The sequence below is a fragment of the Dyadobacter flavalbus genome, from assembly GCF_006149045.1.
Lineage (GTDB): Bacteria > Bacteroidota > Bacteroidia > Cytophagales > Spirosomataceae > Dyadobacter > Dyadobacter flavalbus.
The window spans coordinates 67077-93086 of the sequence record NZ_VBSN01000024.1 but is presented as its reverse complement, the minus strand read 5'-3'; the positions used below and the strand labels follow the sequence as shown (position 1 = coordinate 93086).

At 45.6% G+C, this 26010-nt stretch carries 22 protein-coding genes; 9 read left to right on the top strand and 13 right to left on the bottom strand.

Features of this window, described 5'->3' with window-relative positions:
- The 4 genes from FEM33_RS26615 to FEM33_RS04435 all read left to right on the top strand — a co-directional run.
- A partial coding sequence (locus tag FEM33_RS26615) for a hypothetical protein (RefSeq protein ID WP_229214083.1) occupies positions 1-207 on the top strand: 207 nt, incomplete at its 5' end.
- Positions 208-608: 401 nt separating this feature from the next.
- Positions 609-1898 carry an amidohydrolase/deacetylase family metallohydrolase gene (locus FEM33_RS04445; protein WP_139010900.1) on the top strand — a complete coding sequence of 430 codons (1290 nt, stop codon included), beginning with the start codon at positions 609-611 and terminating at the stop codon, positions 1896-1898.
- Positions 1899-3158, top strand: coding sequence for an amidohydrolase/deacetylase family metallohydrolase (locus tag FEM33_RS04440; RefSeq protein ID WP_139010899.1), 1260 nt, complete (start codon positions 1899-1901; stop codon positions 3156-3158).
- A gap of 36 nt (positions 3159-3194) precedes the next feature.
- On the top strand, positions 3195-4928 hold the full coding sequence (locus tag FEM33_RS04435) for a PQQ-dependent sugar dehydrogenase (RefSeq protein ID WP_374756420.1): 1734 nt from the start codon (positions 3195-3197) through the stop codon (positions 4926-4928).
- Positions 4929-4968: 40 nt separating this feature from the next.
- On the opposite strand, the gene FEM33_RS04430 is transcribed toward FEM33_RS04435, so the two are convergent.
- The 3 genes from FEM33_RS04430 to FEM33_RS04420 are packed head-to-tail and all read right to left on the bottom strand — an operon-like array spanning position 4969 to position 6875.
- Entirely contained in the window at positions 4969-5868 is a 900-nt protein-coding gene (locus FEM33_RS04430) for a carbon-nitrogen hydrolase family protein (RefSeq protein WP_139010897.1), read from the bottom strand.
- 4 nt (positions 5869-5872) lie between these two features.
- Positions 5873-6469, bottom strand: a complete 597-nt coding sequence (locus FEM33_RS04425; protein ID WP_139010896.1) for a GNAT family N-acetyltransferase — start codon at positions 6467-6469, stop codon at positions 5873-5875.
- Entirely contained in the window at positions 6462-6875 is a 414-nt protein-coding gene (locus FEM33_RS04420; RefSeq protein ID WP_139010895.1) for a nuclear transport factor 2 family protein, read from the bottom strand. The genes FEM33_RS04425 and FEM33_RS04420 overlap by 8 nt, the downstream gene beginning before the upstream one ends.
- 340 nt (positions 6876-7215) lie before the next feature.
- Between FEM33_RS04420 and FEM33_RS04415 the strand changes: the two genes are divergently transcribed.
- Complete coding sequence (locus FEM33_RS04415) at positions 7216-8109, top strand: hypothetical protein (protein ID WP_139010894.1); 894 nt, start codon at positions 7216-7218, stop codon at positions 8107-8109.
- 181 nt (positions 8110-8290) lie between these two features.
- Here FEM33_RS04415 and FEM33_RS04405 read toward each other — a convergent pair whose 3' ends face one another.
- Genes FEM33_RS04405 through FEM33_RS04385 form a run of 5 tightly spaced genes read right to left on the bottom strand, consistent with a single transcriptional unit; the run spans position 8291 to position 13993 of the window.
- Positions 8291-8689, bottom strand: a complete 399-nt coding sequence (locus tag FEM33_RS04405; RefSeq protein ID WP_139010892.1) for a RagB/SusD family nutrient uptake outer membrane protein — start codon at positions 8687-8689, stop codon at positions 8291-8293.
- 12 nt (positions 8690-8701) lie between these two features.
- Positions 8702-10690, bottom strand: coding sequence for a glycosyltransferase family 39 protein (locus FEM33_RS04400; protein ID WP_229214082.1), 1989 nt, complete (start codon positions 10688-10690; stop codon positions 8702-8704).
- A complete protein-coding gene (locus tag FEM33_RS04395) occupies positions 10687-11712 on the bottom strand; it encodes an ABC transporter ATP-binding protein (protein WP_139010891.1) in 1026 nt (341 codons plus the stop codon). Before FEM33_RS04395 ends, FEM33_RS04400 begins: the two co-directional genes overlap by 4 nt.
- On the bottom strand, positions 11709-12800 hold the full coding sequence (locus FEM33_RS04390; RefSeq protein ID WP_310588807.1) for a FecCD family ABC transporter permease: 1092 nt from the start codon (positions 12798-12800) through the stop codon (positions 11709-11711). Before FEM33_RS04390 ends, FEM33_RS04395 begins: the two co-directional genes overlap by 4 nt.
- Positions 12800-13993 carry an ABC transporter substrate-binding protein gene (locus tag FEM33_RS04385; protein WP_139010890.1) on the bottom strand — a complete coding sequence of 398 codons (1194 nt, stop codon included), beginning with the start codon at positions 13991-13993 and terminating at the stop codon, positions 12800-12802. Before FEM33_RS04385 ends, FEM33_RS04390 begins: the two co-directional genes overlap by 1 nt.
- A gap of 169 nt (positions 13994-14162) precedes the next feature.
- On the opposite strand from FEM33_RS04385, the gene FEM33_RS04380 reads away from it, so the two are divergent.
- The 4 genes from FEM33_RS04380 to pdeM are packed head-to-tail and all read left to right on the top strand — an operon-like array spanning position 14163 to position 20006.
- On the top strand, positions 14163-15275 hold the full coding sequence (locus tag FEM33_RS04380; protein ID WP_139010889.1) for a ligase-associated DNA damage response exonuclease: 1113 nt from the start codon (positions 14163-14165) through the stop codon (positions 15273-15275).
- The gene (locus tag FEM33_RS04375; RefSeq protein ID WP_139010888.1) at positions 15272-16870 is read left to right on the top strand and encodes an ATP-dependent DNA ligase; all 1599 of its coding nucleotides are present in this window, start codon (positions 15272-15274) and stop codon (positions 16868-16870) included. The genes FEM33_RS04380 and FEM33_RS04375 overlap by 4 nt, the downstream gene beginning before the upstream one ends.
- A gap of 42 nt (positions 16871-16912) precedes the next feature.
- Complete coding sequence (locus FEM33_RS04370; RefSeq protein WP_139010887.1) at positions 16913-19375, top strand: ligase-associated DNA damage response DEXH box helicase; 2463 nt, start codon at positions 16913-16915, stop codon at positions 19373-19375.
- On the top strand, positions 19365-20006 hold the full coding sequence (pdeM, locus tag FEM33_RS04365; RefSeq protein ID WP_139010886.1) for a ligase-associated DNA damage response endonuclease PdeM: 642 nt from the start codon (positions 19365-19367) through the stop codon (positions 20004-20006). Before FEM33_RS04370 ends, pdeM begins: the two co-directional genes overlap by 11 nt.
- Here pdeM and FEM33_RS04360 read toward each other — a convergent pair.
- The 5 genes from FEM33_RS04360 to FEM33_RS04340 all read right to left on the bottom strand — a co-directional run bounded on the left by FEM33_RS04360 (position 19987) and on the right by FEM33_RS04340 (position 25923).
- Positions 19987-20889, bottom strand: a complete 903-nt coding sequence (locus tag FEM33_RS04360) for an alpha/beta hydrolase (protein WP_139010885.1) — start codon at positions 20887-20889, stop codon at positions 19987-19989. The genes pdeM and FEM33_RS04360 overlap by 20 nt on opposite strands.
- A 91-nt stretch (positions 20890-20980) precedes the next feature.
- Positions 20981-22957 (bottom strand): response regulator, encoded by a 1977-nt coding sequence (locus tag FEM33_RS04355; RefSeq protein WP_139010884.1) that lies wholly within the window; start codon positions 22955-22957, stop codon positions 20981-20983.
- Positions 22958-22982: 25 nt separating this feature from the next.
- On the bottom strand, positions 22983-23390 hold the full coding sequence (locus tag FEM33_RS04350; protein WP_310588806.1) for a response regulator: 408 nt from the start codon (positions 23388-23390) through the stop codon (positions 22983-22985).
- A 64-nt stretch (positions 23391-23454) separates the two neighbouring features.
- A complete protein-coding gene (locus tag FEM33_RS04345) occupies positions 23455-24798 on the bottom strand; it encodes a sensor histidine kinase (protein WP_139010882.1) in 1344 nt (447 codons plus the stop codon).
- Positions 24799-24801: 3 nt separating this feature from the next.
- Positions 24802-25923 (bottom strand): FIST signal transduction protein, encoded by a 1122-nt coding sequence (locus FEM33_RS04340; protein WP_139010881.1) that lies wholly within the window; start codon positions 25921-25923, stop codon positions 24802-24804.
- Between the last annotated feature and the right edge of the window lie 87 nt (positions 25924-26010).

Below are 26010 nucleotides of genomic sequence, written 5' to 3'. Positions count from 1 at the left end.
CCCATTCCGAACAGAGAAGTTAAGCCCGGAACCGCCGATGATACTTGGATCAAACCCGGTAAAGTAGGTAGCCGCCACAATACCATTACAAAAAGACCATCCCAATCAGATGGTCTTTTTTTTGCATCACACCACGAAGCCCATCCGTATAGCTGGGCTTCGTGCGTTAACAGACCGATAAAAGAAAAGCATAACCTTTGTCCTTGATCAACTTCTGTCCTTTGTCAGACCCGTTCGGTTGTAATGCTTCCTGTTTTTTATCCACTTAACTTTAAGTGATTTCCAAAGCCAAACGAGGGCAATTTAGCTGTTTCTTATAATTCAGCTAGTGGAAGAAATTTCAGATATATAGCTATACAGTCAGCTAGGCTCAAAAGCCTTTAAAGAAGCATAATGCCTGTTCATCATTATCGTCACTTCTTTTTAATTCATTGAAGAATAGAAATTTATATTTCCTGCCTTGTTATACTATATTGTATAATAATTTGGTTTGTGAAGATCTTTAATGCTGAAATGATTTTAGATACAGATTAAATGCCGGATTGCGGCAGATTTGTATAAAGATTATCATTAAAAGTCCTGACAAATCTTTCCTAAACTCTTAAAGTATGTTTCTTTTAACTTCTCCAAGGAAAGCTTGCTGCATTCCAAAAATGCTGTACGCCTTCATTTTTTTCTTTATTTCCTTTGCTTCCGTCGCTCAGCAAATTGATCTTCTGCTAAAAGGCGGTCATGTGATTGATCCCAAAAATAAAATTGATGCAGACATGGACGTCGGCATTACGGCCGGAAAAATCGTTCAGGTTGCAGCCAATATTCCTGCGACGGATGCGAAAAAAGTCATTGATGTAAAAGGTTTGTACGTTACGCCCGGCTTGATCGACATGCATGCGCATGTTTTTAACGGCACGGTACCGGATGCATATATAGCTAACGGAGCTATAAGTCTGCCGCCGGATGGCTTCACTTTCCGTGCCGGCATAACAACGGTTGTAGATGCCGGATCCTCGGGATGGAGAAATTTTAAAGTTTTCAAAACACAAACAATTGATCATTCCCAAACACGCGTCCTTGCATTCCTTAATATCACCGGAACGGGCATGGCAAGCCGGTACGAAGAGCAGGACCTGACGGATATGAATCCGGTTATGACAGCCAATATGATCAAAAAACTTTTCCCCAACATCATTGTCGGTATTAAGGCAGCGCATTACTGGGGCGGTTATGCGCAGGTTGAGAAAGCGGTGGAAGCCGGAAAACTGGCAGACGTGCCGGTTATGGTCGATTTTGGCGAACACAAGCCGCCGCTTTCCATTGAAAAATTGTTTAAAGATTACCTTCGCCCGGGCGATATTTTCACGCATACTTATGCATACGGCCCCACTGAGCGGGAAGTTGTTGTGGATGAAAACGGCAAGGTAAAACCGTTTGTGCTGGAAGCGCAGAAAAAGGGTTTGATATTCGATGTCGGGCATGGAGGCGGTGCCTTTTCGTGGCGGCAGGCTATTCCGTCCATGAAACAGGGGTTCAGACCGGATGTCATCAGCACGGATTTGCATACAGACAGCATGAATGGCGGGATGAAAGGTCTGGACAATGTAGTTTCCAAATTTCTGAATATCGGCATGTCGCTGCCCGATGCGATTCTTCGTGTCACCTGGAATCCGGCAATGGCTATCAAGCGGCCTGATCTTGGAAGCTTGTCTGTTGGCTCCGAAGCGGATGTAGCCGTTTTTAATCTTAGAAAAGGTGATTTCGGTTTTCTGGATACAAGAAGACTGAAAATGAAAGGAGACAAAAAACTGGAAGCAGAACTTACGCTGCGTGCCGGTAAAATTGTTTGGGACCTGAATGGAATCAGCGCAGCATCGTGGGAAACAGAAACGGCAGGCAAATAAATGAAAACATTATACGAAAATCTGCTCTGTTTCTTTTGCAAAAGAAAGCAAATTCTTGCGGCCATACTGTTTATATGTAGCAATACGGTATTTGCACAGAAATATGATCTGATTATCAAAAGCGGCCATGTAATTGATCCTGCAAATGGCATAAACCGCATCATGGATGTTGCGATCAGCAAGGGAAGTATTGCCAGAATAGCCGATGTAATTACCGATTCATCAGAAAAAGTTATCAATGCAAAAGGCTTGTACGTCAGCCCGGGCTTTATTGATATGCATACGCATGTTTTTGTAGGCATGCAGGCGGGCCTTTTTGCAAATGGCGTCAACAGTGTTTCTCCGGACGATTTTACTTTTCGTTCGGGCGTTACTACGGTTGTGGACGCAGGCACGTCCGGATGGCGAAGTTTTCCTTTATTCAAAAAACAGGTTATTGATCAATCCAAGACGAGAATTCTTGCTTTCCTGAACATTGCAGGCGATGGAATGACCGGCTCTGAACGGGAAGAAAATACCGCCGATATGCATGCGGATTCAACTGCAAAAATAATCCGGCAATTTCCTGAAATCATCGTGGGTGTGAAAATCGGGCATTACAATGGCAAGGAATGGATGCCGTTTGAAACGGCGCTGAATGCTGCTGGAAAAGTAGACAAGCCTTTGTTTGTCGAGTGCCATTTGCCGGAATATTCTCTTCAGGAACAACTTGCCAGAATGCGGCCCGGGGATATCATCACGCATACTTTTGAAAATATTCCGGAAAGAATGCCAATTATGGGTGAAGACGGCAAAGTGAGGCCGTTTGTACTGGAAGCCAGAAAAAAGGGCATTTTGTTTGATCTCGGACATGGCGGCGCAGGATTCTGGTTTGATCAGGCGGCTCCGGCAGTAAATCAGGGATTTTTTCCCAATTCATTCGGAACAGACCTGCACCGTTTCAGCATGAATTCGGCCATGAAAGATATGATGAATGTAATGTCCAAATTTATGGCACTCGGAATGACGCTTGAAGAAGTTGTCCAAACGGCAACATGGAATGCTGCCAAGGCAATCAGACATAGCGATCTGGGAAATCTGAAAGAAGGAAATCCGGCGGATCTGGTTATTTTCAGTATCAGAAAAGGTGAATTCGGATTCATGGATTCTGCCGGAAAGAGCATTCATGGAAATAAAAAACTGGAAACAGAAATGACAATAAGAGCAGGCAAAATCGTGTGGGACCTGAATGGATTAAGTGCTAAAAAACCGGAACAGTAAAATATGGCTCGTCTTTACAAACAAAAACCAAGGCTTTTGAATAAATTATTGTGCTTCGGCATCATTGCATTCCTGACAACCGGCGCACATCAGTCTGTTAAAAATATGCTTCCGGCCGGCGATCCGGATAATGGCGGACTTACAACGCCGGACGGATTCGAAACCGTTGTTGTAGCCGACAGCACCGGACTTGCCCGCCATATTGCGGTAAATTCCAATGGTGATATTTATGTAAAACTCAGATATTATGGAAATGGCCAGCAAGGCGGAACAGTGGCTTTGCGGGATACGAACAACGACGGAAAAGCAGACATTATCAGGAATTTTGGTAATTATAAAGATCACAGCAGCCTTGCCAACGGCATTACAATCCGCAACGGATACCTTTATTACAGCTCGTCGCTGGCTGTTTACCGGAGCAAACTGATTCCCGGCCAGCTTTTGCCTGATGAAAAAACAGAAATGATCCTGAAAGATGACCATGAACACGGCGCACACTGGCATATTACAAAACCCATGGCTTTCGACAGCAAAGGCAATATGTATGTACCTTTCGGAGCGCCTTCCGATGCCTGTCAGGATATGGTGAATTCTCCGGGCGGACAGCCGGGAAGCAAAGGCCAGAATCCGTGTCCCGATCTGGAAAAGCATGGCGGCGTATGGAAATTCAGTGCCGACAAGCTCGATCAGACGCAGAAAGACGGCACCTTGTTTGCGACCGGACTGAGAAGTATTGTCGGTATGAGATGGAATCCGACCGATGAAAGCCTGTATGCCGTCGTGCATGGAAGGGATAATCTGCACCTTTTATTTCCGGATCTGTTTTCATCGTGGCAAAGCGCGGTACTTCCTTCGGAGGAGTTTGTGAAGTTAGAGCAGGGTTCCAATATCGGCTGGCCGTATTATTACTATGATCAGATAAAAGGGAAAAAAATGCTTAATCCGGAATATGGCGGCGACGGCAAAAAAGAAGGTGAAGGAAGCAAATACCAAAAGCCGGTTATCGGATTTCCCGGTCACTGGGCGCCCAATGATGTGTTGTTTTATCAGGGAAACCTGTTTCCGGAAAGATATAAAAACGGTGCTTTTATTGCTTTTCACGGTTCTACAAACCGGGGGCCGTATCCGCAGGCCGGTTACTTTGTTGCTTTTGTGCCTTTCAAGAATGGCGCTGCTTCCGGAGAATGGGAAGTATTTGCTGACGGATTTGCCGGCGTTGACCCGATCATCAATGTAAGCGATGCCAAGTTCAGGCCGATGGGACTTGCCGAAGGCCCGGACGGATCGCTTTACATCACCGATTCCGTAAAAGGTAAAATCTGGCGCATTATGTATAAAGGAGACAAAAAGAACTTTGGTGCCCAGCAACTTGCTGCAATGGAAAAGCACAAATTGATGGCGCATATCAGAACACCCGACGAAGTAGCGGATAATCTGGACATGAAAACCAAAGTTGCAGGTCAGCGCATTTACAATACTTACTGCACGCCTTGTCACCAGCGGAACGGCCTTGGCGACGGAAGCCGTTTTCCGCCGCTTGCCGGTTCCGAATGGGTTTCAGGAAATAAAAGAAGACTGATTGAAGTGGTTGCAAAAGGCCTGGAAGGACCAATTCAGGTAAAAGGCAAGCCGTATAATGATCTTATGCCGAAACACGATTTTCTCAAACCCGAAGAAATGGCGCAGCTGCTTACTTTCGTTAGACAAAATTTTGGAAACATGCCCGACCGGGTTACCGTAGATGACATCAACAAAGTATTGAAAAAATAAAGTAAAAAGTCTGCCCTGCGAAAATCCGGGCTGGAAATGCTTACAATTTTACATCAATGATCGTAATCTGTTCCGTTTCCAGTCCGGCTGTTATAGCATCATGATCTTTGAAATTAAAGACATGCCCGTCCTTTCTGACCTCATCAATTTTATCAAAATCAAGTTCCTGTACAAGCCAGTCTTCTTTTTGGGGTGTCATGGTGGAAATGATTCCTTCTTCGGGCAGGCCTTTGTCGGGCGTAGAATAAAATGCGGCATAACCGTAATTAACATCCACTGCCGGCGACCAGTGCGCTTCTCCGACCGTTTGGGAAACAACCGTATAAGCCTGATTTTCCAGTGCGCGGGCACGTGCGCCGACGTGGACCCGTGTAGCGCCGCGAATGGTTTCCGTACAGCTTGGCGCAAGGATCAGCGAAGCGCCTTCCGCACTCAGCAGGCGCGAGCCTAGTGAAAATTCCATATCGTAGCAAATCTGGATGCCGAACTTTCCCCAGGATGCTTCAAATACCGAAAGCACTTTGTCTGCACTTTGAATTCCCCATTCCTCCTTTTCAAAACGCGTCATGAAAAATTTATCCTGATACCCGGCCAGACCGGAAGGCGAAAAAACGTAAACGCGGTTGATGTTCTTACCCTGTTCAATAACCGGAATGCTCGGCGCAACAATAGTGACATTGTATTTTTTTGCCAGTTGTTCAAATGTCAGGCAGAAATCTGCTTTGAGCGAATCCATTTCCAGCACTTGCCGGCGGATGTCTTTTCTGATCTCGCCGGAAAAAATACTGACAAGCTCCATGGCTCCGTATTCCGGAAAAAGCAGCAGTTCCGCGTTTTTCTCAGCTGCCCCGGCAACCCATCGTTCCACATGCCGCCGCCATTGGCCAAATCCGCTGTGCGCCGTAATCGGGTATTGTGCAGATGCAATTGTTACGCTCATGCTTTTAAATATGTTTAATCCAGAAAGTCATTTTTTTTGCAGAGGAAACGGTTTCTCCAATATCCGGCCATTCCATTGCTGCATGGATTCCGGGTACATTTACATAGCCGCGCTTTTTCCAGAAGACTTCATTGGAACGGTAATCTGCGGGTTTTAAAGGATGATTTTCATCGCGTTCCACCGAGCAGAAACAACACATTTTATATTCCTTAAAACTTTGTGCATGTGCTTCCCGTTCATCGAAAAAGCGGTTTCCAAGCCCTTTTCCGCGGTATTCAGGCAACAGTATACTTTCGCCGAAGTAAAAAACAGCATGAACGTCAAAACCCGTCTCCGTAAATGGTTCCGAAATTTCCGCTGTTTCATCTTTCAAGGGAATACAGGTTGTTGCCCCGATCATTTTTTCACCGTCATAAACCGCAAACAAAAAAGACCTTTCAGACTGCGTGTATGTTTTCAGGTATTCTTTTTCATACTCAATCGATCCGTCGTACAGATAAGGGAATTCGCGGAAAACAGCAATCCGCAACGAAGCCAGATCGTCGAAAACAGACTCGATCTCAGCACCTTTTTTTTGTATGTAAGTCAGTTTTTCAGTCATTTTTTGGTTTGGAAACCAGCTCGATCCAGAGCGGAAGGTTATAATAAGTAGTCACACGGCTTATCTTTCCTTCTTTTAGTTCCAGAAAAGCGGCGGCAGGAAGCACATAAGTTTGACCATACGCCTCCGGCAGGCCTTCTTCTCCTTTTTTGTAAATTCCGTTTACGGTAAATTCAACGGCAATGCGGCTGTCTGTCGGCTCGGTAAAAAAGACCATATCCGTCAGGTTTTCTTCATAGGATTCATCCATTTTCTGAAGAAATCCGGTGAATTTCTCAATGCCGATCCGCACGTCGCCCTGATTGGCCTCATGCCTTACTTCCGGATGAAGCAAAGCAAGCATTCCGTCCCAGTTTTTCTGGTTAAAACTTGTATAATATTGCTTGGCGATTTCTAATGAACTCATTTGCAGTTAAATGATAAAAATGACAATAAATTCTGGTAAGTAATTGCTTAAAAATAGCTGAGATAATCAGTTCTTACAACGTGCCCTTTGTTAAATGTTCATATTCCTGACTGCATGAATCATATCCGGGTACTTTTCAGAACAGAAAACCAGAACTACAAATAACCTTGCCGCCCAGTAAATCAAACGCTCCGTTTATTGAATTTCCCTTGGGAGGCGTATCCTTGCCTTCTGCTCATTTGGAATGCCCGGTGGGTATAAGCCTCTTGCGATGAAAAAAGGAATTTGCTTGCTTGGAGCCAATTAAACTTTTTCATTCACCAAACTTAAATTTATTGCCATGGTAAAAATTACCAAAAACCTCTCTTTAATGGCCACTGCGGCATGTTTCTCCACCGTTCTCTTCATGAGCAGCTGCTCCAAAGATGAACTGACACCGACACCGGAATCCGCTGTTAACAAAGATGCGAATTTAAGAGTTGCAGTTCTTCCAACAGGAACACAAGCTAGTGATTTTAAAATAGTTACCGGTGGTATTCGTCATGGTTCAATAAATGCTCTAAATACCTTAGAGGGTAGTATTGATCAAATTGATCCTAACTATAAAAAATCTATAAGCTGGGGTTTTCTTGTAAGTTCAAGAATAGACATGAATGGGCCAATCAATAAAGACCCTAAACGGATTATTGATCCCCTGGTTAGAGAATATGTCGTTGGAGCATTTGACCCGAGCGATCCTTCTAGCAAACCAATCAAAACTGGAAAAATTGAAATATTAGAGCCATTCGCATATCGAGAAATATATTTCAGAGCTTTCATTGTTAAGGAAGATGGTACTACCATTTATGGAAATATATCTCATTATTTAAATGAAACGCCAATTATTACTCCTTGGGAATTAAAAGCAAATCCGGTAGATGCGAATGGTATGAATATAAGTATCATTAAACAAGGCTCCAGTCCGGCTGTTGAGTACGGAATTGCGTATAGCTACCAAAAAACCGCTCAGGACCCAATTAATCCTGTGCCGACCATAGCAGATAAAATAATAAATGCTTACAAGCCGAGCCTTGGCAGTTATATAAGTTATACACCGGGAAACTCGTTTTCTGCACCAATTGATTTCCAGTACTATCAATTGTACTATCGTCCATATGTAAAGTTGCAGAATGGTTCGATAGTCTATGGAAATGTAGCTTACTCCCATAAGAGACCTAAGATCGTTTTGAAGTGATAATGCATAAATCCCTGGAAAGTTAAATTTCTATGGTTTTACTATTTTAAATGTGAGGCTACAATCAGTTGGCCTCATATTTTTTATACAAAGACTGACTGTCAAGTCGTTTCTCACCGAATTATCCAATTGCCATAAGCCAATTGCCAAAAGCCAACAGCTAAAAGCCAGCAGCCAATAGCTATTTCTCAAAAGGATAACGTGAAAAAGAAATCTGACCGTTTGCATCTTTTGAGTATAAAGCAACACAGTTTGCATTGTAACGCGCATCAAAGTTCTGTTCTTCAGGAACTACTATTTCAGGAAATGCTTTGCCTTGATCAAAAAAATAGACTTTTGTACTTCCGTATTTTGTATACGGCATCAAATCCCCGTATTTCCTCATTTCTTCCCAAGGCGTATTTTCAACCGTAACAGCATAAATCCGCATAATCGGGCCCGTATTGTTTGCATTCCGGTAACTGGAAACTTCCTTGAAATTCCCTTTTAAATCATTCACGTTGGGCTGTGAAGTGGAATCGTAAATAATATAGCCGGCCAAAACAGCCAGTATGATCAGAAAAATGTATTTTTTATTCATTATGGTTATTTGTCAGTTAAAATTTTCAGGCACATAAACCCATCTGAAACTGCCGCTCCATTTCTTAAGGTAAGTTTTTCCATGATACCTGAATTCATTCCCTTCATCATGCTCTGAAATGATGCAATCGGGAACAAATGCCGGATTTTCCAGCTTCACGGAAGCATTTCTGACGGCAATATGCTCAAAATGCCGGTCCGGAGCACGCAGTGTATATTGATAACCGTAATCCAGACTGGCTTCTGTAAAATCAAAACCGATGTTTTTGGCCTGTAATGAATTCACAAATTTTTTCAGCGCACGAATTTCATGCCAGTCATCTCCCCAGATCATTTTTTCAGCATTGGAATAAAGAATACTTTCTTGTTTTAAGTTGAGTTGATTATGGGTATTAATATTTAAACGAAGGCCGGAATTGACAATCGGAAATATTTTTTCAAAAAACCATCTGGTGGATAAAAGCGGATGCGTGACGCTCAGCAATGCAAACGGCAATGCGCAGATCCAAAGCGTAATTAGTAAAAAACTCGTCAAGACGGAATTTAGAACGGAGCTGTAAACAAGACCGATAACAGGTGAAATCAGCAGGAAAAACGGAATATGAAGCCGCGAGCCGTAAACCTGATAACTGATGAAAAGACAGAAAACAAGAAAACTGGCAAAAGCAAGACCTGCATACCAACGCGCATTCCTGGGAAAATCTGTAAAAAACAACAACGGCAATGAAAGCAGGATCAGCAGCATGCCGATAAAATTATGCGCAAAATCCTCGTTGAAATTCAGCTTGTTCATCTTGAAATCCATGCCGTAGCCGGATTCATTGAGCGGAACGCCAACTGCTTCGTGTATACTTTTCAGCTGCGCTTCCATAAATGCATTGTACCGGTTTTGCGGCGATACAAAGCCGAGATGCAGAAATGTATGCTTGGAAACAGACGATATAAAACCGGACGGATTGCCGAAATCATTTTTATTCCCGTTTGCCATCGTCCCGATCGGAGTGCGGAACAGCTTGTACGTCCGCAACCAGAACGGTGCATTGATCAGTAAAACAGCCAGGATCAGGCAACAGCTTACAATAGCAAGCGTCTTTCTTGAATTTTGCCTGATAAGCATGAAGAAAAGCAGGTACAAACCAAAAGGCAGTGCATAAAAAACAAAAGTTCCTTTGGTCATCATACCCAGCGAAACAGAAAGGACAAGCAGAATCAATGCCGAACGGCTGCGGTTTTTTACATAGTCAAAAACATAAAATGCAGAGGCAAGAATAAAAAAGGCAACAACAAGATCGTTCTGCGTTGTCATGGATTCCAGCACGACGATCGGCAGGGTAGCGGCAAAACAAAGTGCCATGCGCATGGCAGAACGTGTTCCTGAAAATAGTTCGATCAGTAACGAGATATAAGCAAGAATCCCGGACAGACAAAACCATTGCACAAGCTGAAAAACACGTTCGCTGCCGAGCAGTAAGAAAGTATGCAAATGAATATATTCCGAAAACGGACTGAACGAAATGGCTCTTTCAATATGCGAGGCATAATGTTCCACGTTCCGGTTCTGTATCCAGTAACCAAGCCTGCTCAGATGATAACTCAGCGCATCCATATTATTGGGCGGGGCTACAACGGCAACAAGGAATGTAATTCCGGATAGCGTAAAAAGGATTACTTGCGTAAGTGCCCCAAGGTTTTTCAGGAAAGCTTTTGAAGATAAAACCCAGCTTTGGCCGGTTTGCCGGATGTCTCCTTTTTGCTTGGATTTTAAACTTTGGTACCAGAAAATCAAAAATACATTCAGAATAATCCATGCACCGGAAACGGAAGCCGTATGAATCTGATTTAAAGCGCTGAGCAGCTCTGTTGCAGCGGCAATAAAGAAAAAAATGCCGCTTGCGGAAGTTAATAAGGAACGCCGGAACGATTGCAGTGCATCTTTATAGAAAGCCAGATAACAATTGACGGTACTCAGCCAGATTGCCAGCGGAATAAGGAAAATCATCATGCGTTAACGTTGGATCTTATCGTTTTTATCAATGCCTCAATGCTTGTCGTTTGAGATACATTGTTGTTACAGGTTATTTCCCAGACAGGAATTCCGTTCACCTCGGCAGCCGCGATTTTGCAAAAAGCTTCCTGTACGCCTTCTGTTCCAAAGCCTTCCCGCTGCAACGCTCTTCCGGTCCAGAAAACCAGATTGGGTTCTCCGCTCAAAGAAACAGAATTATTTCCCGGCTGCGACTGAATGATAAAAGTACCGGTTGATTTATCAAAGAAAAATCCGGGCCTGGCAAAAGCAGCTTCAAAAGTACCGTTCAGCACCAGGTCTTCCGGCATTCCCGTTGTTAATCTGCCGTCTTTTTCCATTAACCATAATTTGTCCGCCGCCTGCAAAGCCAGATCCAGTTCGTGCGTGCTCAGTAAAATGGCTTTCTGAGTCTGCCGCGCAAGGTGATGAATCAAATGCATCATTTCCATTCTGCTTGGCAGATCCAGATGAGCAGTTGGCTCATCCAGCAAAATAATATCCGTATCCTGCGCCAGTGCGCGCGCCAGCATTACTTTTTGTCTTTCACCGTCACTCAGCTGATGCATTTTCCGATCAATGATTTTTCCGGCATCAGCCAAAGTAATGGCTTGCGAAATTTTTTCTTCATCCAGAGCGTTCAGGGTTCCGAGCCAGCCGGTATAAGGCGTTCTGCCAAGCGTGATTACTTCCCGCGCCGTAAGGTTGCCGGCTTCCATTCTTTCAGTAAGAACAAGGCTCAGTTTGCGCGCAAGATCGGCAGGTTTTAATTGTGCTGTTTTCTGATTAGAAATGTATACTTCTCCATTTATCGGTGCCTGAAGTCCGCCGAGCGTTCGCATCAGAGTAGATTTTCCGGCGCCGTTTGAACCCAGCAGGCACACAAGCTGGCCTTGCCATAAATTCAGGTTCAGGTTTTCCGAAATAATCCTGACCGTTTTTTTTGAACGGTAACCGATTGTCAGGTTTCTGGTTTCAAGAAGAGAAATGCCGCCGCTCATGAGAAAGAAGAACGAAGATTGTTACGGCTGATAATGATCCAGATCACAACCGGCGCACCAAACAGCGAAGTGACCACGTTGATCGGAATAACGGTCTGTGTGCCGGGAAGCTGCGCGATAATGTCACAGAAAAGCATCATGACCGTTCCGGCGAGGCATGTTCCGGGAATGAGTATGCGGTGATTGGAAGTTCCGAGCAAAGCGCGTGCAATATGCGGAATGGCAATGCCGACAAACCCGATCGGTCCGCAGAATGCCGTAATGCTTCCGGTAAGCAGACTGGTTCCGGCCATGATGATCAGTCTTGTACGTCCAATGGAAAGTCCCATGCTTCTTGCATAATTTTCTCCGAGCAGCATGGCATTCAGGGCTTTGGAAGAAATAAAAGCAAGCAGCAAGCCAAACGAAACAACGCCGGAAAGCGCATACAGATGATATTGCGTAACGCCGCCCAGCGAACCGAACGTCCACATAATGTATTCCTGAAGCTGTTCCGGCTGACTGAAATACTGCCAGATACTAATGACCGAAAGTGTAATGGTACCGATCATGACACCTACAATCAGCAGAATGACATTGTCCCGGATTTTGCCGGCAATCACTAAAATAAGAAATAAAACCAGCGCTGAACCCAGCGATGCCATGGTTATAATCAGCCAGCTTCCCGAAATCCCGAGCTGACTGATGGCATAAATTCCTGCGCTGCTTCCGCCGGCCAGCATAACAGCCGCCACGCCCAGACCTGCGCCTGCAGTAATTCCAAGTTCCGAAGGACCGGCAAGCGGATTTCGGAACAAAGTCTGCATCTGAAGTCCGCTTACAGAAAGACCGCAGCCGGCAAGCACGGCGGTAACAGCTTTCGGAATGCGGATTTTCTCAATGATAAAAAGCCAGGCCGTGTTTTCGGACTTGCGCTGAAAAATAATTTTAAGTACTTCATCAAAAGGAATTTCAACCGAGCCCAGCATAATATCCAGTATAAAAAACAGGACGGCACAAACGGCCAGCGTTACAAGAATCAACTTCTGGCTGCTTTCCGCGGTTCTTGGCAATGTTTTTACAGACTGAATATGTTCCGGCATGGCCATTATCTGAGCTGTTTGTAATACACCAGTTGATGATCCGGCAGTAATTCGGGATGCAGGATTTTAATGAGGTCTGAAAGGACAATGTGCGGGTTTACGGTTCCGGATTCAAAAAAATCATTGGAGCCGCGCTCGTTCACACGGTTATTATAGCTGTACATTTTCCCGGTTTTGAAAGCCTTGAAGTCACCGTAGCGCGAATCCATGGCCAGAATACCTTTTTTCGTGTCATTTTTATCAAAGCCCACATTCAGCCAGATATCAGCATCCAGTGCAACCGGATAAACGGCTTCAAAATTAAGCGGCAGACTTGCATCCGTTTTTACATCGTTCCAGTGATAATCCGCGCCGGCATCATTGAAAAAGCGGGCCATATAGCTGCCGCCGCCCGGCAGGAACCATGCGTCTTTGGTGTTCAGTCCGGAAATGATGGTGGGTTTGTCTTTCACCTTGGCTGCGAGCGAAGCAATGCGGTTGTATTCCTTCTCCATTTCAGCAAATTTTTTGTTAACCATTTCTTCTTTATTGAGCAAAGCCGCAACCACTTTTACCCATTCCGCGCGGGCAAGCGGCGTATTTTCTATCCATTCCGAATTCGTCAGTACCGGAATTCCGGCCTGTTCCAGCGTCTGATAATGCTGCGTTTTGGCGCCGGGGCTGCCCATGGTCATCAAAAGATCCGGATGCATTTCAATCAGTTTCTCATCATTTAAACCCTGATCGCGGCCAATCTCGGCAATTTTGCGGGCACCGATCATTTTAATGACTTCGGACGAATAGACATACTGAAGATTTGCAAGTCCGGTAAGCACATTTTCAGAGCCCAGAAACCCGAGCAAACCGACATGCATGGATGACATCACGGCCATGCTGCGTACCGGGATTTCGATCAGCTGTACCTCGGAGAATCCTTCCGGACGTGCAGTGCCGCGTTCCAGCAGGAGGTATTTGGCAGTGTCCGCAGCTTGTCCGGAAGTACCGAAGATGTTAACGATTTTATAGTGGCTGAAATAATCAATCGTAAAGCCTTTGGCATATTTTACCTCGGTCTTTTCATTGTAATAATTCTTTGCTTCTGCTTTGGAAATTTTTTGTTCAGACTGGGAATCAGAGGAATTACAGCCGTAAACTGTAATTAAAACCAGGGAAAGAAAAGCATTTTTTAACAGCAGCAAACGGATACGCGAGTAATTCATTCAGTTGTATTTATATTCTGCGTGGACCGGTTCCTTTCAGATTCCGGCCGGATTTGCCGGTTTAAACGCGGTTTCGGGAAAAGGTCAACTCAAAAATACATTAATTTTTACCAAAAGGCCCGAAGCTGTGCATTTAGTTATTTGGCACACTTTTATTGTTTTCCGGATTATGCCAGCACAGCCTCTTTTACAATTTACAGGAAAAAGTATATACTGCTCCGTAGCGGACGTACACATTGATCCGTGGATTCCAGTTGACCTTGCCATTATCACACACGCGCACAGCGACCATGCACGCGGAGGAAGCAGGCATTATCTCGCGCACAAAGACAGCGAGCCCATTTTACGTCTCCGGCTGGGCGCCGATATTTCACTTCAGACGGTTGAATATGGTGAAAAATTTGTGATCAACGGCGTTACTTTTTCACTGCATCCTGCCGGCCATATCATTGGCTCGGCGCAGATACGTGTGGAGCATAAAGGTGAAGTATGGGTTGCCAGCGGCGATTACAAGCTGGAAAATGATCTGGTTTGTACGCCTTTTGAGCCTGTAAAATGCAACGTGTTCATTACCGAATCCACGTTCGGGCTGCCTATTTACAAATGGCGGCCGCAGCAGGAAATTATGTCGGAAATTGATAACTGGTGGCGGCAGAACAAAAGGGAAGACAAAGCCAGCGTACTCATGGGTTATTCGCTGGGCAAAATGCAGCGGATACTCAAAAATATAGAATTGCAGGATAAAGTTCTTTATGCACACGGAGCTATTTACAGGCTGAACGAACGCCTGCGGGAAGCCGGTTTTGACCTTCCGGAACTTACCCTTGTAACTAAAGATACGGATAAAAAGCTGTTCCGCGGATCACTCATACTGGCTCCGCCTTCGGTGGACGGCAGCACATGGATCCGGAAATTTGCTCCGTATTCGCTGGGTTACTGTTCCGGATGGATGGCTTTGCGCGGTGCCAAAAACCGCCGGGCCGTGGATCAGGGTTTTGTGCTGAGCGATCATGTGGACTGGCCGGACCTGAACACAGCTGTAAGGGAATCCGGCGCTGAGAAAGTTTACGTCACACACGGCTATACCAGCATTTTTTCAAGATGGCTGAATGAAAACGGCATCGAAGCAGGAGAAGTACACACGATGTACGGCAACGAAGACGAAAACGAGGAAGAAGAAACAGTCCAGGACCAGACAGCCGCAGCACCGCAGTCAGAAGACGAAGATCTTATTTCCGGAACAAACAACTTAAACGCCCGTATCGGGGAAACAGAAGCATGAAGCAATTTGCAGAACTTTTCATGAATCTGGATCGCACCAACAAAACCAATGCGAAAGTGGAGCTGATGAAAAACTATTTTCTCACAGCTTCGGACGAGGACAAACTCTGGGCGCTTACCTTGTTTACCGGGCGCAGGCCGTCTTTCAAAGTAAACCGGACGCAGGTAAAAGAATGGGCTGCCGAAGAAGCCGGCATTCCGATGTGGCTTTTTCAGGAAAGTTATCACAGCGTAGGCGATCTGGGCGAAACGATCTCGCTGCTTTTGCCAAGAAGCCCGATACAGGGCTCCGACAAATCCCTGACCGAATGGTTTCATTATCTGAACATGCTTCCCGGCATGACGGACATTGAAAAACACGATCATATTATTCAGGCATGGATGCAGTTATCGCAGCATGAAACCTTTGTTTTCAATAAGCTGCTGATGGGCAGCTTTCGGATCGGCGTTTCGCAGACTTTGGTTGTAAGGGCGCTTGCAGAAGCTACCGAAACGGATTCGAATATCATTGCACACCGCGTAATGGGTCAATGGGACCCGCTGCAGACGACTTTTGAAACACTGATCCTGGATAAAGGGGAAGACGACAATGCTTCCCGGCCATATCCTTTTTTTCTGGCGTATCCGGTGGAAGGCGATGTGTCCGGTTTGGGAAATCCGGAAGACTGGTTTGCGGAATGGAAATGGGACGGCATCCGTTCGCAGATCATTTTCAGAAACGGCGAACTGTTTATCTGGACAAGAGGCGAGGAGCTTTCGACCGAGAAATTTCCGGAACTGCATTTTCTGAGTTCTGTTCTGCCTGAAGGAACCGTTCTGGACGGGGAAATTGTGAGCTATACCGATAACAGGCCGATGCCTTTCAGCGTATTGCAGACAAGGATCGGCAGAAAAAATCTGTCCAAAAAAGCTTTACAGGAAGCGCCGGTTGCATTTATCGCATACGATATTCTGGAAGTTGACCGAAAAGATATCCGCAGCCTGACGCAGCAGGAGCGAAGGGCACAACTGGAACAGCTTCATCACAGCCTGCCTGTCCAGCCGTTTTTCCTGTTATCGCCGTTGATTCAATTTAAGGAATGGAACGAATTGCACGATCTTCATCCGTTATCGCGGCAGCATGCGGCGGAAGGATTTATGATCAAACGAAAAAACAGTACGTATCAGGTCGGGCGGAAAAAAGGCGACTGGTGGAAATGGAAAATCAATCCGCTGAGCGTGGATGCCGTGCTGATTTATGCGCAGAAAGGCTCGGGCCGGCGGGCGGAACTGTTTACGGATTATACCTTTGCGGTCTGGGGCGACGACGGAAAACTGATTCCTTTTGCCAAAGCGTACTCCGGGCTTACGGACGTGGAAATCGGTCAGGTCGATTATTTTATCAAACGGAATGTACTTGAAAAATTCGGTCCGGTAAGAACCGTAAAGCCGGAGTTGGTTTTTGAAATTGGTTTTGAAGGAATCAATGAATCGTCCCGACATAAATCCGGGATTGCCGTGCGATTTCCGCGAATATTAAGGTGGCGAAAAGACAAAAAAGCAGAAGAAGCGGATACCCTGGAAAACCTGAAAGGAATTCTGGAAACGTACCGATAAACTAATAAATCTGGCAGAAATCAAAACTTATATTCAAACCTTTTGGCAAAATCCCGCGGACATATCATTGTAGAGCAATGGTTTAAATCAAAAAACTGGAAGTGGGCCGCTTTTCAGAAAGAAGCAAGTGCGGCATATCTGAACGGAAAAAGCGGTTTGATCAATGCACCGACCGGCAGCGGAAAAACGTATTCACTATGGATTCCGATCCTGATCCGGCATATCAACGCTCTTCCCGAAAAACCTTTGAAAACGCGCAAAGGGTTGCAGGTGCTCTGGATAACACCGCTGCGTGCCCTTTCCAAGGACCTGCTCCGGAATATGGAAACGGCCTGTCTGGAAATGAATTTATCGTGGGAAGTGGGCATACGTACCGGCGATACGGCAACGAAGGAAAGAACAAGGCAGAAAAAACAGATGCCGGATGCGCTGATCATCACGCCGGAAAGCCTACATCTGCTTTTCTCGCAGAAGAACAGTTCGGAGGTATTCAAGAACCTGCATACCGTTGTTGTAGACGAATGGCATGAACTTATGGGAAGCAAAAGAGGCGTACAGACGGAACTGGCGCTGGCAAGACTGCGTAATATCAATCCGGAACTGCAAACGTGGGGCATATCCGCAACCATCGGAAACCTGAACGAAGCCATGCAGGTTTTGCTTGGCATGAAGTTCAAGGAAGAAAATGCAGTCATTATCAAAGCAGATACGAATAAAAAAATTCTGGTGGAAAGCATCCTGCCCGAGAAAGTGGAGACACTTCCGTGGTCGGGATACATGGGCATCAGACTGGCAGATAAAGTCGTACAGATTGTAAACCAGAGCAATACGACGCTGATTTTTACCAATACCCGTGCACAATCGGAAATCTGGTACCGGACGATTATTGAAAAATACCCGGAATTTGCAGGCATTATGGCCTTGCACCACGCTTCGCTGGACCGTGAAATACGCGACTGGGTGGAAGAAGCATTGCATAATGAAAAGCTGAAAGTGGTGATCTGTACATCCAGTCTGGACCTCGGCGTCGATTTTCGTCCGGTGGATACCGTTATTCAGGTGGGCAGTCCGAAAAGCATTGCACGGTTTGTACAGCGTGCGGGAAGGAGCGGCCACCGGCCGGGCGTAACGAGCAAAATCTACTTTTGTCCGGCCAATGCACTGGAACTGATCGAAGCGGTGTCGCTGCGCGAAGGCGTTGTCAACAATGTGCTGGAAGACAGGCCGCCGGTCGTGCATGCATTTGATGTGCTGGCGCAATGGATGATTACGCTTGCCGTTGGCGAAGGTTTTGACGAACAACAGCTGTTTGAAGAAGTAAGCGATGCTTATGGTTATCAGTATATCAACCGGCAGGAATGGGAATGGCTGCTGGGTTACATTACGACCGGAAGCCCTTCGCTGACCGTTTACGACGAGTATAAAAAAGTGGAGCGGATTGACGGCCGTTATGTCGTGAAAAGCCGCCGCATTGCACTGCGACACGTGCTGAGCATGGGAACCATCGTTTCCGACACGACGCTACGCGTAAAGTTCCAGCATGGAAAATACCTGGGTGCTGTGGAAGAGTCTTTTGTAACAAAGCTGAAACCCGGCGATGTTTTTTTCTTTGCCGGCATGAGCGTGGAGTTCGTAAGAATACACGAAATGACAGTTACGGTAAAGAAAGCAGAAGGTAAGAAAGGATTTCTTGTAAGCTGGGCCGGAAGCCGCATGGCTTTGTCTTCTCAATTATCTTCTTTTATCAGGGAAAGGCTGGCATCATCGATCGAAAACCCCACGCATGAAAAAGAACTTGCCAAGCTGAAACCGCTGCTGGAATTACAGCAGGAACGTTCCATTATTCCGCAAACCAGTGAATTGCTTATTGAGCAATGCGAAACTCGGGAAGGATATCATATCTTTATTTTTCCGTTTGAAGGGCGTCTTGTACATGAAGGCATGTCTATTTTGCTGGCATATCGTCTTAGCCGGCTGAAACCGATCACTTTTTCACTGGCCATGAATGATTACGGATTTGAATTGCTGAGCGATCAGTATGTAGATATGAAGGAAATCATGAAAGAAACGGCTCTTTTCTCTACGGAACATCTTGTCGATGATATTTACCATAGTGTGAATGCGACCGAAATGGCCAAAAGGAAATTCCGGGAAATTGCATCCATTGCGGGCCTGATGTTTCAGGGTTATCCGGGACAGCATATTAAAACCAAACAGATTCAGGCATCAAGTTCTTTGCTTTTTACCGTTATGAGCAAGTATGAAGACAGTAACCTGCTTGTCAATCAGGCATATCAGGAAGTACTGACCTATCAGCTGGAAGAAATACGGATGCGCAAGGCGCTGGACCGCATTGCAACGCAAAAAATTATCATCCGGAAAACCATTAAACCAACACCTTTTTCGTTCCCGATTATGGTGGACAGGCTCAGAGAACAGCTTACGTCGGAAAAACTGGAAGACCGCATCCAGAAAATGTTAAAACAGTACAGTAATGCAGATTGAAATAAGAGGAAACCATTTCAGATTATTATCACAAAAAGCCGTTTTCTGGGAAGAAACACAAACATTACTGATCGGTGACCTGCACCTTGGCAAAATCATGCATTTCAGAAAAGAAGGCATTGCAGTTCCGGGGATCGCGGCAGAAAACAATTTTTTAAGGCTAAACCAGCTTGTACAGCATACCGGCGCCGTCCGGATTATTTTTTTAGGAGACCTTTTTCACAGCAAATACAATTCCGAGTGGGAAACATTCCGTGAATGGCGCGCCGGACATCATTACATTGAAATGATCATTGTAATCGGTAACCACGACATTCTGCCCGTCAGTCTGTTTCTGGAAAGCGATATGCAGGTTTATCTGGAAGATTTTGAGGAGGACGGATTCATTTTCACCCATCATCCCAAAACAGAACTGCGCAGCGACCGGTTTGTATTTGCAGGACACGTGCATCCCGTTTTTACTTCTTACGGAAAAGGAAGGCAAAGCGTAAGGCTTCCGTGCTTTGTCATTGACAAAAATCAGGCTATTTTGCCCAGCTTCGGCGTTTTTACAGGCGGTTATCCGGTCAATATCATTAACGGACGAAAAATTTACATCACAACAGAAACGACTATTTTTCCGGTTTGCTGAGGTTTTCCGGCCTGTTCTTTGCCGACTTCATAAAATCTTTAATTTCCTTGTAACGCCTGTTCAGCGGGTTTACAAATTGCAGGATCATGGCCACATGCTTCTTCTTTTTCTGGATACGGTAAATTGTTTCCGGTGCATAAGACTTTATGGAAGTTACAAACTTCAGATTGCTTTTGGAAATGGAAGGATACGTACGGCCTCCGCTGTAAATCAACATGGGCGGCATGGCCGGATGCAGATGAAAAACCGGCGAAGCTTCCTTCCACTTTTCCGGATCGGAAGTAAACGTATTCAGGTATGTATGTCCGCGCGGGAATTTTTCTTCTTTCAGGTATCCGTGCATGTCCAGCCCGGCAGCGTCAATGAGAATAGTTCCGGCAATTGGATTGCTGATTCCGAGCTTTGTAAAATACCGATCGTCCGTCGAAATAAGTGCGGCAAGATGGCCACCGGCAGAATGCCCGGACACAAATATCCTTTCCGGATTGCCTCCGTAACGACCGATATTTTCCTTCACCCATTTTACAGCTTTGGCGGCAGCAAAGGCCATATCCGAAAAGTCCGCGCCGGGACTAAGCGGATAGTCGGCAATGACGGCAACAACGTCTTTTCTGGCCCAATGCTTTCCAAAGATATTGTATTGCGATTTCCGCCCCGAATTCCAGTTGCCGCCGTGAAAGAAAACAAGTACGTTCTTCGGAGTTTTAATTTTCTTTGGTGCAAATACATTCAGCGAGTGCTCGGCTTGCGCTTGGTCTGCTTTCTGGTAAACAACATTTTTTGAAACGGCAATCCGCCTGAAAGAACATCCTGAAAACAACAGCAAAAACGAGCTGATTGCAAGCTGTAAAAGAATGAATGCAACTTTTAAACTATAATTCATAAAAAGAACCGGCACTTTTGGCAAAACATACGTGCATATGTAATGAAAAGATTATTCTGTCCGTTCCGTGCCGGTTCTTTCTGCCTGCTAATCAGTTGACAACAACCAGATGCCGGCTTATTTCCCTGATCAGATCTTCTGCTTTAAACGGTTTGGTGACAAATCCGCTGAAATTGCATGCGGCAATTTCCGGGGTTTTTTCTGCAAAAGTATCGGCGGTAAATGCAATCACAGGTATGTGCGCATATTGCTGAAACTGCGTCTGGATTTTTTTCATAGCCGTAACCCCGTCCATGATCGGCATTTGTATATCCATCAGGATAAGGTCAAAGTCACTTTCCTCCAATGCGGTAAGCACTTCCTTGCCATTGTTGCAGATTACAAAATCGGCTTCCCATTTCATCAGCAGATGCTTCAGTAAAACCTGATTGGCCAGAATGTCCTCGGCGGCCAGTATGCGGTACCCTTTGAGCGAAGGCACTGCGCGGCTGTCCGTTTTCTCTTCTTTATAGGAAGTATCGCCTTTTGCAAAATTCAGGATTACACTGAAAGTCGCGCCTTCGCCCGGCCTGCTGCTGACCGAAATGGAGCCTTTCATAAGCTCGGTTATCTTGCGGGTTATGGTTAGTCCAAGTCCCGTGCCGCCAAAAAATTTGGTTGCATTGTTGTTGTGGGCCTGTGAAAAACTGTCGAAAATAAGGCTCAGCTTGTCTTCCGCAATTCCGATGCCCGTATCCGCAACATCAATCCTGAGGTCCAGATGATCGCCGTGATCCTCATGCAGGAAAACAGAAATGCGCACAAATCCTTTTTCTGTGAATTTCAACGCATTTCCTACCAGATTGATCAAAATCTGGTTCAGACGGTAAGCGTCGCCCATCAGGATGTGCGGTACGTCGTCGTTCACATGAAATTCCAGTGCAATGCCCTTGTCTCTGGCGCTTACTTCAAAGGTTTTGACCAGATAACCCAGCTTTTCGCGCAGGTCAAATTCGAAGTTTTCCAGCTTGAACTTGCCGGCTTCTATTTTTGAAAAATCAAGAATGTCGTTCAGAATAACCATCAGGTTGTCGGCCGAATATTTGATCATTCTCAAATACTGGCCCTCTTGCTCCGAAAAATTGCCCGAAAGCAGCAGATCCGTAAAGCCGATAATGGCATTCATCGGCGTACGGATTTCATGGCTCATGGTGGAAAGAAAATCCGACTTGATCCGCGTTGCTTCCTCCGCATCTTTCTTGGCCTGTATCAGTTCCTGCTCCGCCTGTTTGCGGCTTGTGATATCAATGGCTGTTCCGAATACTTCCTTAACTGTTCCTTCACTGTTGCGCTTGAAAGGCACTTCGCGGGTAATAATCCAGACGTCCGAGCCATTTTTATGTTTCAGACGGAATTCCTTTTCCACAACCTGCGCGTCTTTCACGCAGCGCCGCATGAAATAGTAATGCTTGTAAAACAGCAGCTGATCCTGTTTGTTGATGATCTTGGAAAAGCCATTGTTGGCGTCTACGATCAGGTCATCATCCGAGTAACCGAGAATTTTCCATATCTGTTTGTTGTGAAAGATGTTGGTCCATTTCTCAATATCGATTACATACAGAATGTTGGGAGACAAAAGGGCTATTTTACTGATAAATTCCTCTTTTTCCGCCAGTTCATGCTGCGCCTCTTCCCTTCCTTTTTCCACCTCGAGCATCTGGCTCATGGTATGGAAGGTCTTTGTGAACTTCTCCGCATTGATTTCCGATTTCGGAAAATAATCGATGGCTCCGGCCTTCATCATTTCCACGGCAATCCTTTCGTCGCCTTGCGCGGTAAGTACGATTACCGGAATGGAAGGGGCAATTTTCTTGATTCTTTTCAGCAATTCCAGGCCGTTTGTCTTTGGCAACTGGTAATCAAGAAATATACAGCGCGGCGTCCAGCTGTCTAGTGTCGTCAAAGCATCTTCCGCATATTTGCAGGTACGGATTTCTTCGATTTCTACATCAGCTTTCTTGATAGCGCGCCTGAATTCCAGAGCGTCGATTTCGTCATCTTCAACCAGCAGGATAGTAAGTGGTGTCATATTGAATTATAAAGGTGTGTGTAAATCATTCAGGGTATTCGCAAAGTGTCCAGTAATTGTTCAAAGCTGAGACTGCCGCAATAAACCTGTCCATGGACAATGGTTTCAGGATATATCCCGCGACATTCAGGTTAAAGGCTTCAATCTTGTCTGCGTCTTCATTGGACGTGGTCATTACAAAAACAGAAAGTGCATGCAGGTTCGGGTCCTGCCTGATTTCCTTAAGGAATTCTATACCGCCCATTTTCGGCATGTTCAGGTCGAGCAGTGCAATTTTGGGTTTGGGTACAGAAGATGCAGGCGCACGCAATATTTCCAGCGCCTCAATACCGTTATGTGCCACTATAATCTGGTTGGAAATGTTGTTCTTTTTGAATGCGCGTTTTACATTCATGATATCTACTTCATCATCTTCAACCAGAAGAATGGACATTGGTAAAGGATTTGAAAGGGACATTTTAAGTTTTTTTTAAGTTGAGAATCTGTACGGCATGAGTTTATGTGGCGGTATCTTGTTGCTTTGATTCGTTTTTGGGCCAGGTAAAAAAGAAAGTCGTCCCTTCGGTCATCGTGGATTCTATTCTGATTACCCCGCCTTTTTCATCGATTATTTTCTTGACGATGGCCAGTCCTACTCCGGTGCTTTCCACCTCGTCTCTCGATTGCAGTGTCTGGAAAATGACAAAAATCTTTTCAAAATATTCCGGACTGATTCCCGGGCCGTTGTCGCTTACAGAAAATTCAAGTCCTGATTCCTGTTCAGTCCATCTGACTTTAATCCGGATTTGGGGCTTGTCATTGTATTTGATGCCGTTCGAGATCAGGTTCTGGAGAATCTGTGTCAGCGTAATTTTTTCGGAAACAATTTCAAGCTCCGGATTTCCTTCAATTACGAACTCGATCGGTTTTTTTGTGCTGAAAGTTTCGCAAAGATCATCTACAACGGGTTTTACAAAAAAGCGTTCGCTTGCCGTCTTGATCCTTCCGGCTCTCGAATACGATAAAATTCCGTTGATAAGCCCTTCCATGCGGTGAACCCTGCCGCGCAGCAGATTGAACTGGTCGCGCGTATCGCCGGCGAGAACATCGGCAAGGTCTTCTTCTATCCATTCGGAAAGGTTGTTGATGGCACGCAGCGGCGCTTTGAGGTCGTGGCTGACGACATATGCAAACTGGTCCAGCTCCGCATTGATCCTTTCCAGATCGCGCATGTAGGATTTCAGTTTTTTCTCGGCATTGATTCTTTCGGTAATGTCCGCAAGTGTGCCTATATGCCCCGTAATCTGGTTGTCAAACGAATTGTGATGGCTCAGTGAAATGCCGAGCCATTTTCTGCTTCCGTCCGCAGTCGTTATCTCAAAAATTCCTTTTACCGCAGCTTCACTGGAATTTAATGTTTCTTCAATACTTTCCTTTGACTCCGGCGCAACCGGAAAATCCGTAAGCTTTTTGTCAAGGCTTTCTGCAACGGGATAACCCGTGATCGTTTCCCACGCATGGTTCAGATAAACGATTTTTCCCTGCTTGTCAAGCTGGATAAGCACTTCCGATATGCTGGCAGCCACGTCCTGCAATCGTTTGCTCGATACGGCAGCCTCGGCGGTTTTTTCCTGTGCAATCCTGCTCAGTTCCCGGTTCGCCTTGAACAGCTCGCCGGAACTTTGTTCCAGAATATGTTCCACTCGGACCAGATCGTCCTGAAATTCTGCATAAGCCTGATGTACAGACAAAAGAAAGTCCTGCAGAGCAGGATCAGCGGCCAGTTTTTCAGGAAGGAATTTCCTGATTTGCCGTTTCAGCAGCCGGTGATAATTGATTTCGGATAGTTCAGCTGATTGCATCGGTTATTCCCGGAAAGTCGTAATGGTCATCGTCTGGTTGTGCAGTTCGCAGGAAGAATGCCGGTTGAACGGAGCGAGTTCTCCATAGGAATAAAAACCGGTAATCACGGGCTTGCCAAGTACATGCGAAACGCATTCCACTTCTTCTTCGATCATTTGCTTCAATACGAGCTTGCGGCCTACGCAACTGACAAGCAATGCAAATTCGGGTTGATCAAAAAGCCCGTCCGCAGCGGCATATGCAGCTTCTTCCGCGCCGGTGATCAGTCTGTCGTTATTGGCTTTCATAAGCCTTACAAAGGAGCCTTCCGGAATATCGCCCGCAAACGTCAGGCTTTTGTCTTCTTCACTGATTCCCAGGATTGTTCTTACAACGGGTGCCCTTTCTTCATTGTCGCGCATGCTTAGCGGGAACAGCAGTCCCGAAGCGGGAAGGTCTCTGGCTTTTTCGCCGAGAAACGATTTGTACAGATCCAGCGCAGGCTGTCCGTCAATCTCATACAGTACGTTTTCCTTTGACTTTGTTACAAGCCGGTCAAGCCCGAAGCTGTCCCAGCCGCCTTTCGAACCGAACCCGATGGACAGCGATTCACCGTAAAAACCGATTGCCGCCACACTTTCGCTTGCTACGGTGCCGTCCGGCTCCACAACAACCGTTTTTGCAAAATTTGAACCGTCACCGGCCAGGCCGCCGGTCAGCATGACGTCAGGTGCCAGAAATTCCCTCATGCCTTTTACGAGGTCGGTACCATTTACTTTCAGGCCGTCGGAAACTACAAAAACATGTTTCAGCCCCTGGGAAGGAAGCTGCAGAACGAGCTGCTTTCCGGCTTCCATACTGCTGAAACCAATGTCTTCCAGCTTTATTTTTGAACTTTTGACCGTCGTGTTTTTAAACAGAATGCCGGTAATGATCACTGTATTGTCCCTGACCGACTCATTGACAATTTCTCCGGCCGTAGAACAGCCCGAAAAAATGGCATCCGGGTATTTTTCAGCCAGTTGGCTGGTAATATCCGCATTTGTCAGTAACGCACGGCTTCCGAAAACAAACAGCAGATGAGGGTCAAATGAGAACGAAACAGCAGTGATGTCATTGGTGTAAACAAACTGTTCTATGTGCATGTGTATAAAGAATTGATATAAAAATTACCGACTCTAAATTTACATAAAAGTTTTATTTAAGCGAATTAATTTTACGTGATGTAATAA

Coding starts and splice junctions, on each gene's coding strand:
- FEM33_RS04420 (WP_139010895.1), bottom strand. CDS start 6,875: ATGAGTTCATTAGAAATCGCCAAGCAATATTATACAAGTTTTAACCAG.
- FEM33_RS04390 (WP_310588807.1), bottom strand. CDS start 12,800: ATGGCCATGCCGGAACATATTCAGTCTGTAAAAACATTGCCAAGAACC.
- FEM33_RS04360 (WP_139010885.1), bottom strand. CDS start 20,889: ATGAATTATAGTTTAAAAGTTGCATTCATTCTTTTACAGCTTGCAATC.
- FEM33_RS04375 (WP_139010888.1), top strand. CDS start 15,272: ATGAAGCAATTTGCAGAACTTTTCATGAATCTGGATCGCACCAACAAA.
- FEM33_RS04445 (WP_139010900.1), top strand. CDS start 609: ATGTTTCTTTTAACTTCTCCAAGGAAAGCTTGCTGCATTCCAAAAATG.
- FEM33_RS04405 (WP_139010892.1), bottom strand. CDS start 8,689: ATGAATAAAAAATACATTTTTCTGATCATACTGGCTGTTTTGGCCGGC.
- FEM33_RS04345 (WP_139010882.1), bottom strand. CDS start 24,798: ATGCAATCAGCTGAACTATCCGAAATCAATTATCACCGGCTGCTGAAA.
- FEM33_RS04440 (WP_139010899.1), top strand. CDS start 1,899: ATGAAAACATTATACGAAAATCTGCTCTGTTTCTTTTGCAAAAGAAAG.
- FEM33_RS04395 (WP_139010891.1), bottom strand. CDS start 11,712: ATGAGCGGCGGCATTTCTCTTCTTGAAACCAGAAACCTGACAATCGGT.
- pdeM (WP_139010886.1), top strand. CDS start 19,365: ATGCAGATTGAAATAAGAGGAAACCATTTCAGATTATTATCACAAAAA.
- FEM33_RS04385 (WP_139010890.1), bottom strand. CDS start 13,993: ATGAATTACTCGCGTATCCGTTTGCTGCTGTTAAAAAATGCTTTTCTT.
- FEM33_RS04430 (WP_139010897.1), bottom strand. CDS start 5,868: ATGAGCGTAACAATTGCATCTGCACAATACCCGATTACGGCGCACAGC.
- FEM33_RS04425 (WP_139010896.1), bottom strand. CDS start 6,469: ATGACTGAAAAACTGACTTACATACAAAAAAAAGGTGCTGAGATCGAG.
- FEM33_RS04340 (WP_139010881.1), bottom strand. CDS start 25,923: ATGCACATAGAACAGTTTGTTTACACCAATGACATCACTGCTGTTTCG.
- FEM33_RS04350 (WP_310588806.1), bottom strand. CDS start 23,390: ATGTCCATTCTTCTGGTTGAAGATGATGAAGTAGATATCATGAATGTA.
- FEM33_RS04380 (WP_139010889.1), top strand. CDS start 14,163: ATGCCAGCACAGCCTCTTTTACAATTTACAGGAAAAAGTATATACTGC.
- FEM33_RS04355 (WP_139010884.1), bottom strand. CDS start 22,957: ATGACACCACTTACTATCCTGCTGGTTGAAGATGACGAAATCGACGCT.
- FEM33_RS04400 (WP_229214082.1), bottom strand. CDS start 10,690: ATGATGATTTTCCTTATTCCGCTGGCAATCTGGCTGAGTACCGTCAAT.
- FEM33_RS04415 (WP_139010894.1), top strand. CDS start 7,216: ATGGTAAAAATTACCAAAAACCTCTCTTTAATGGCCACTGCGGCATGT.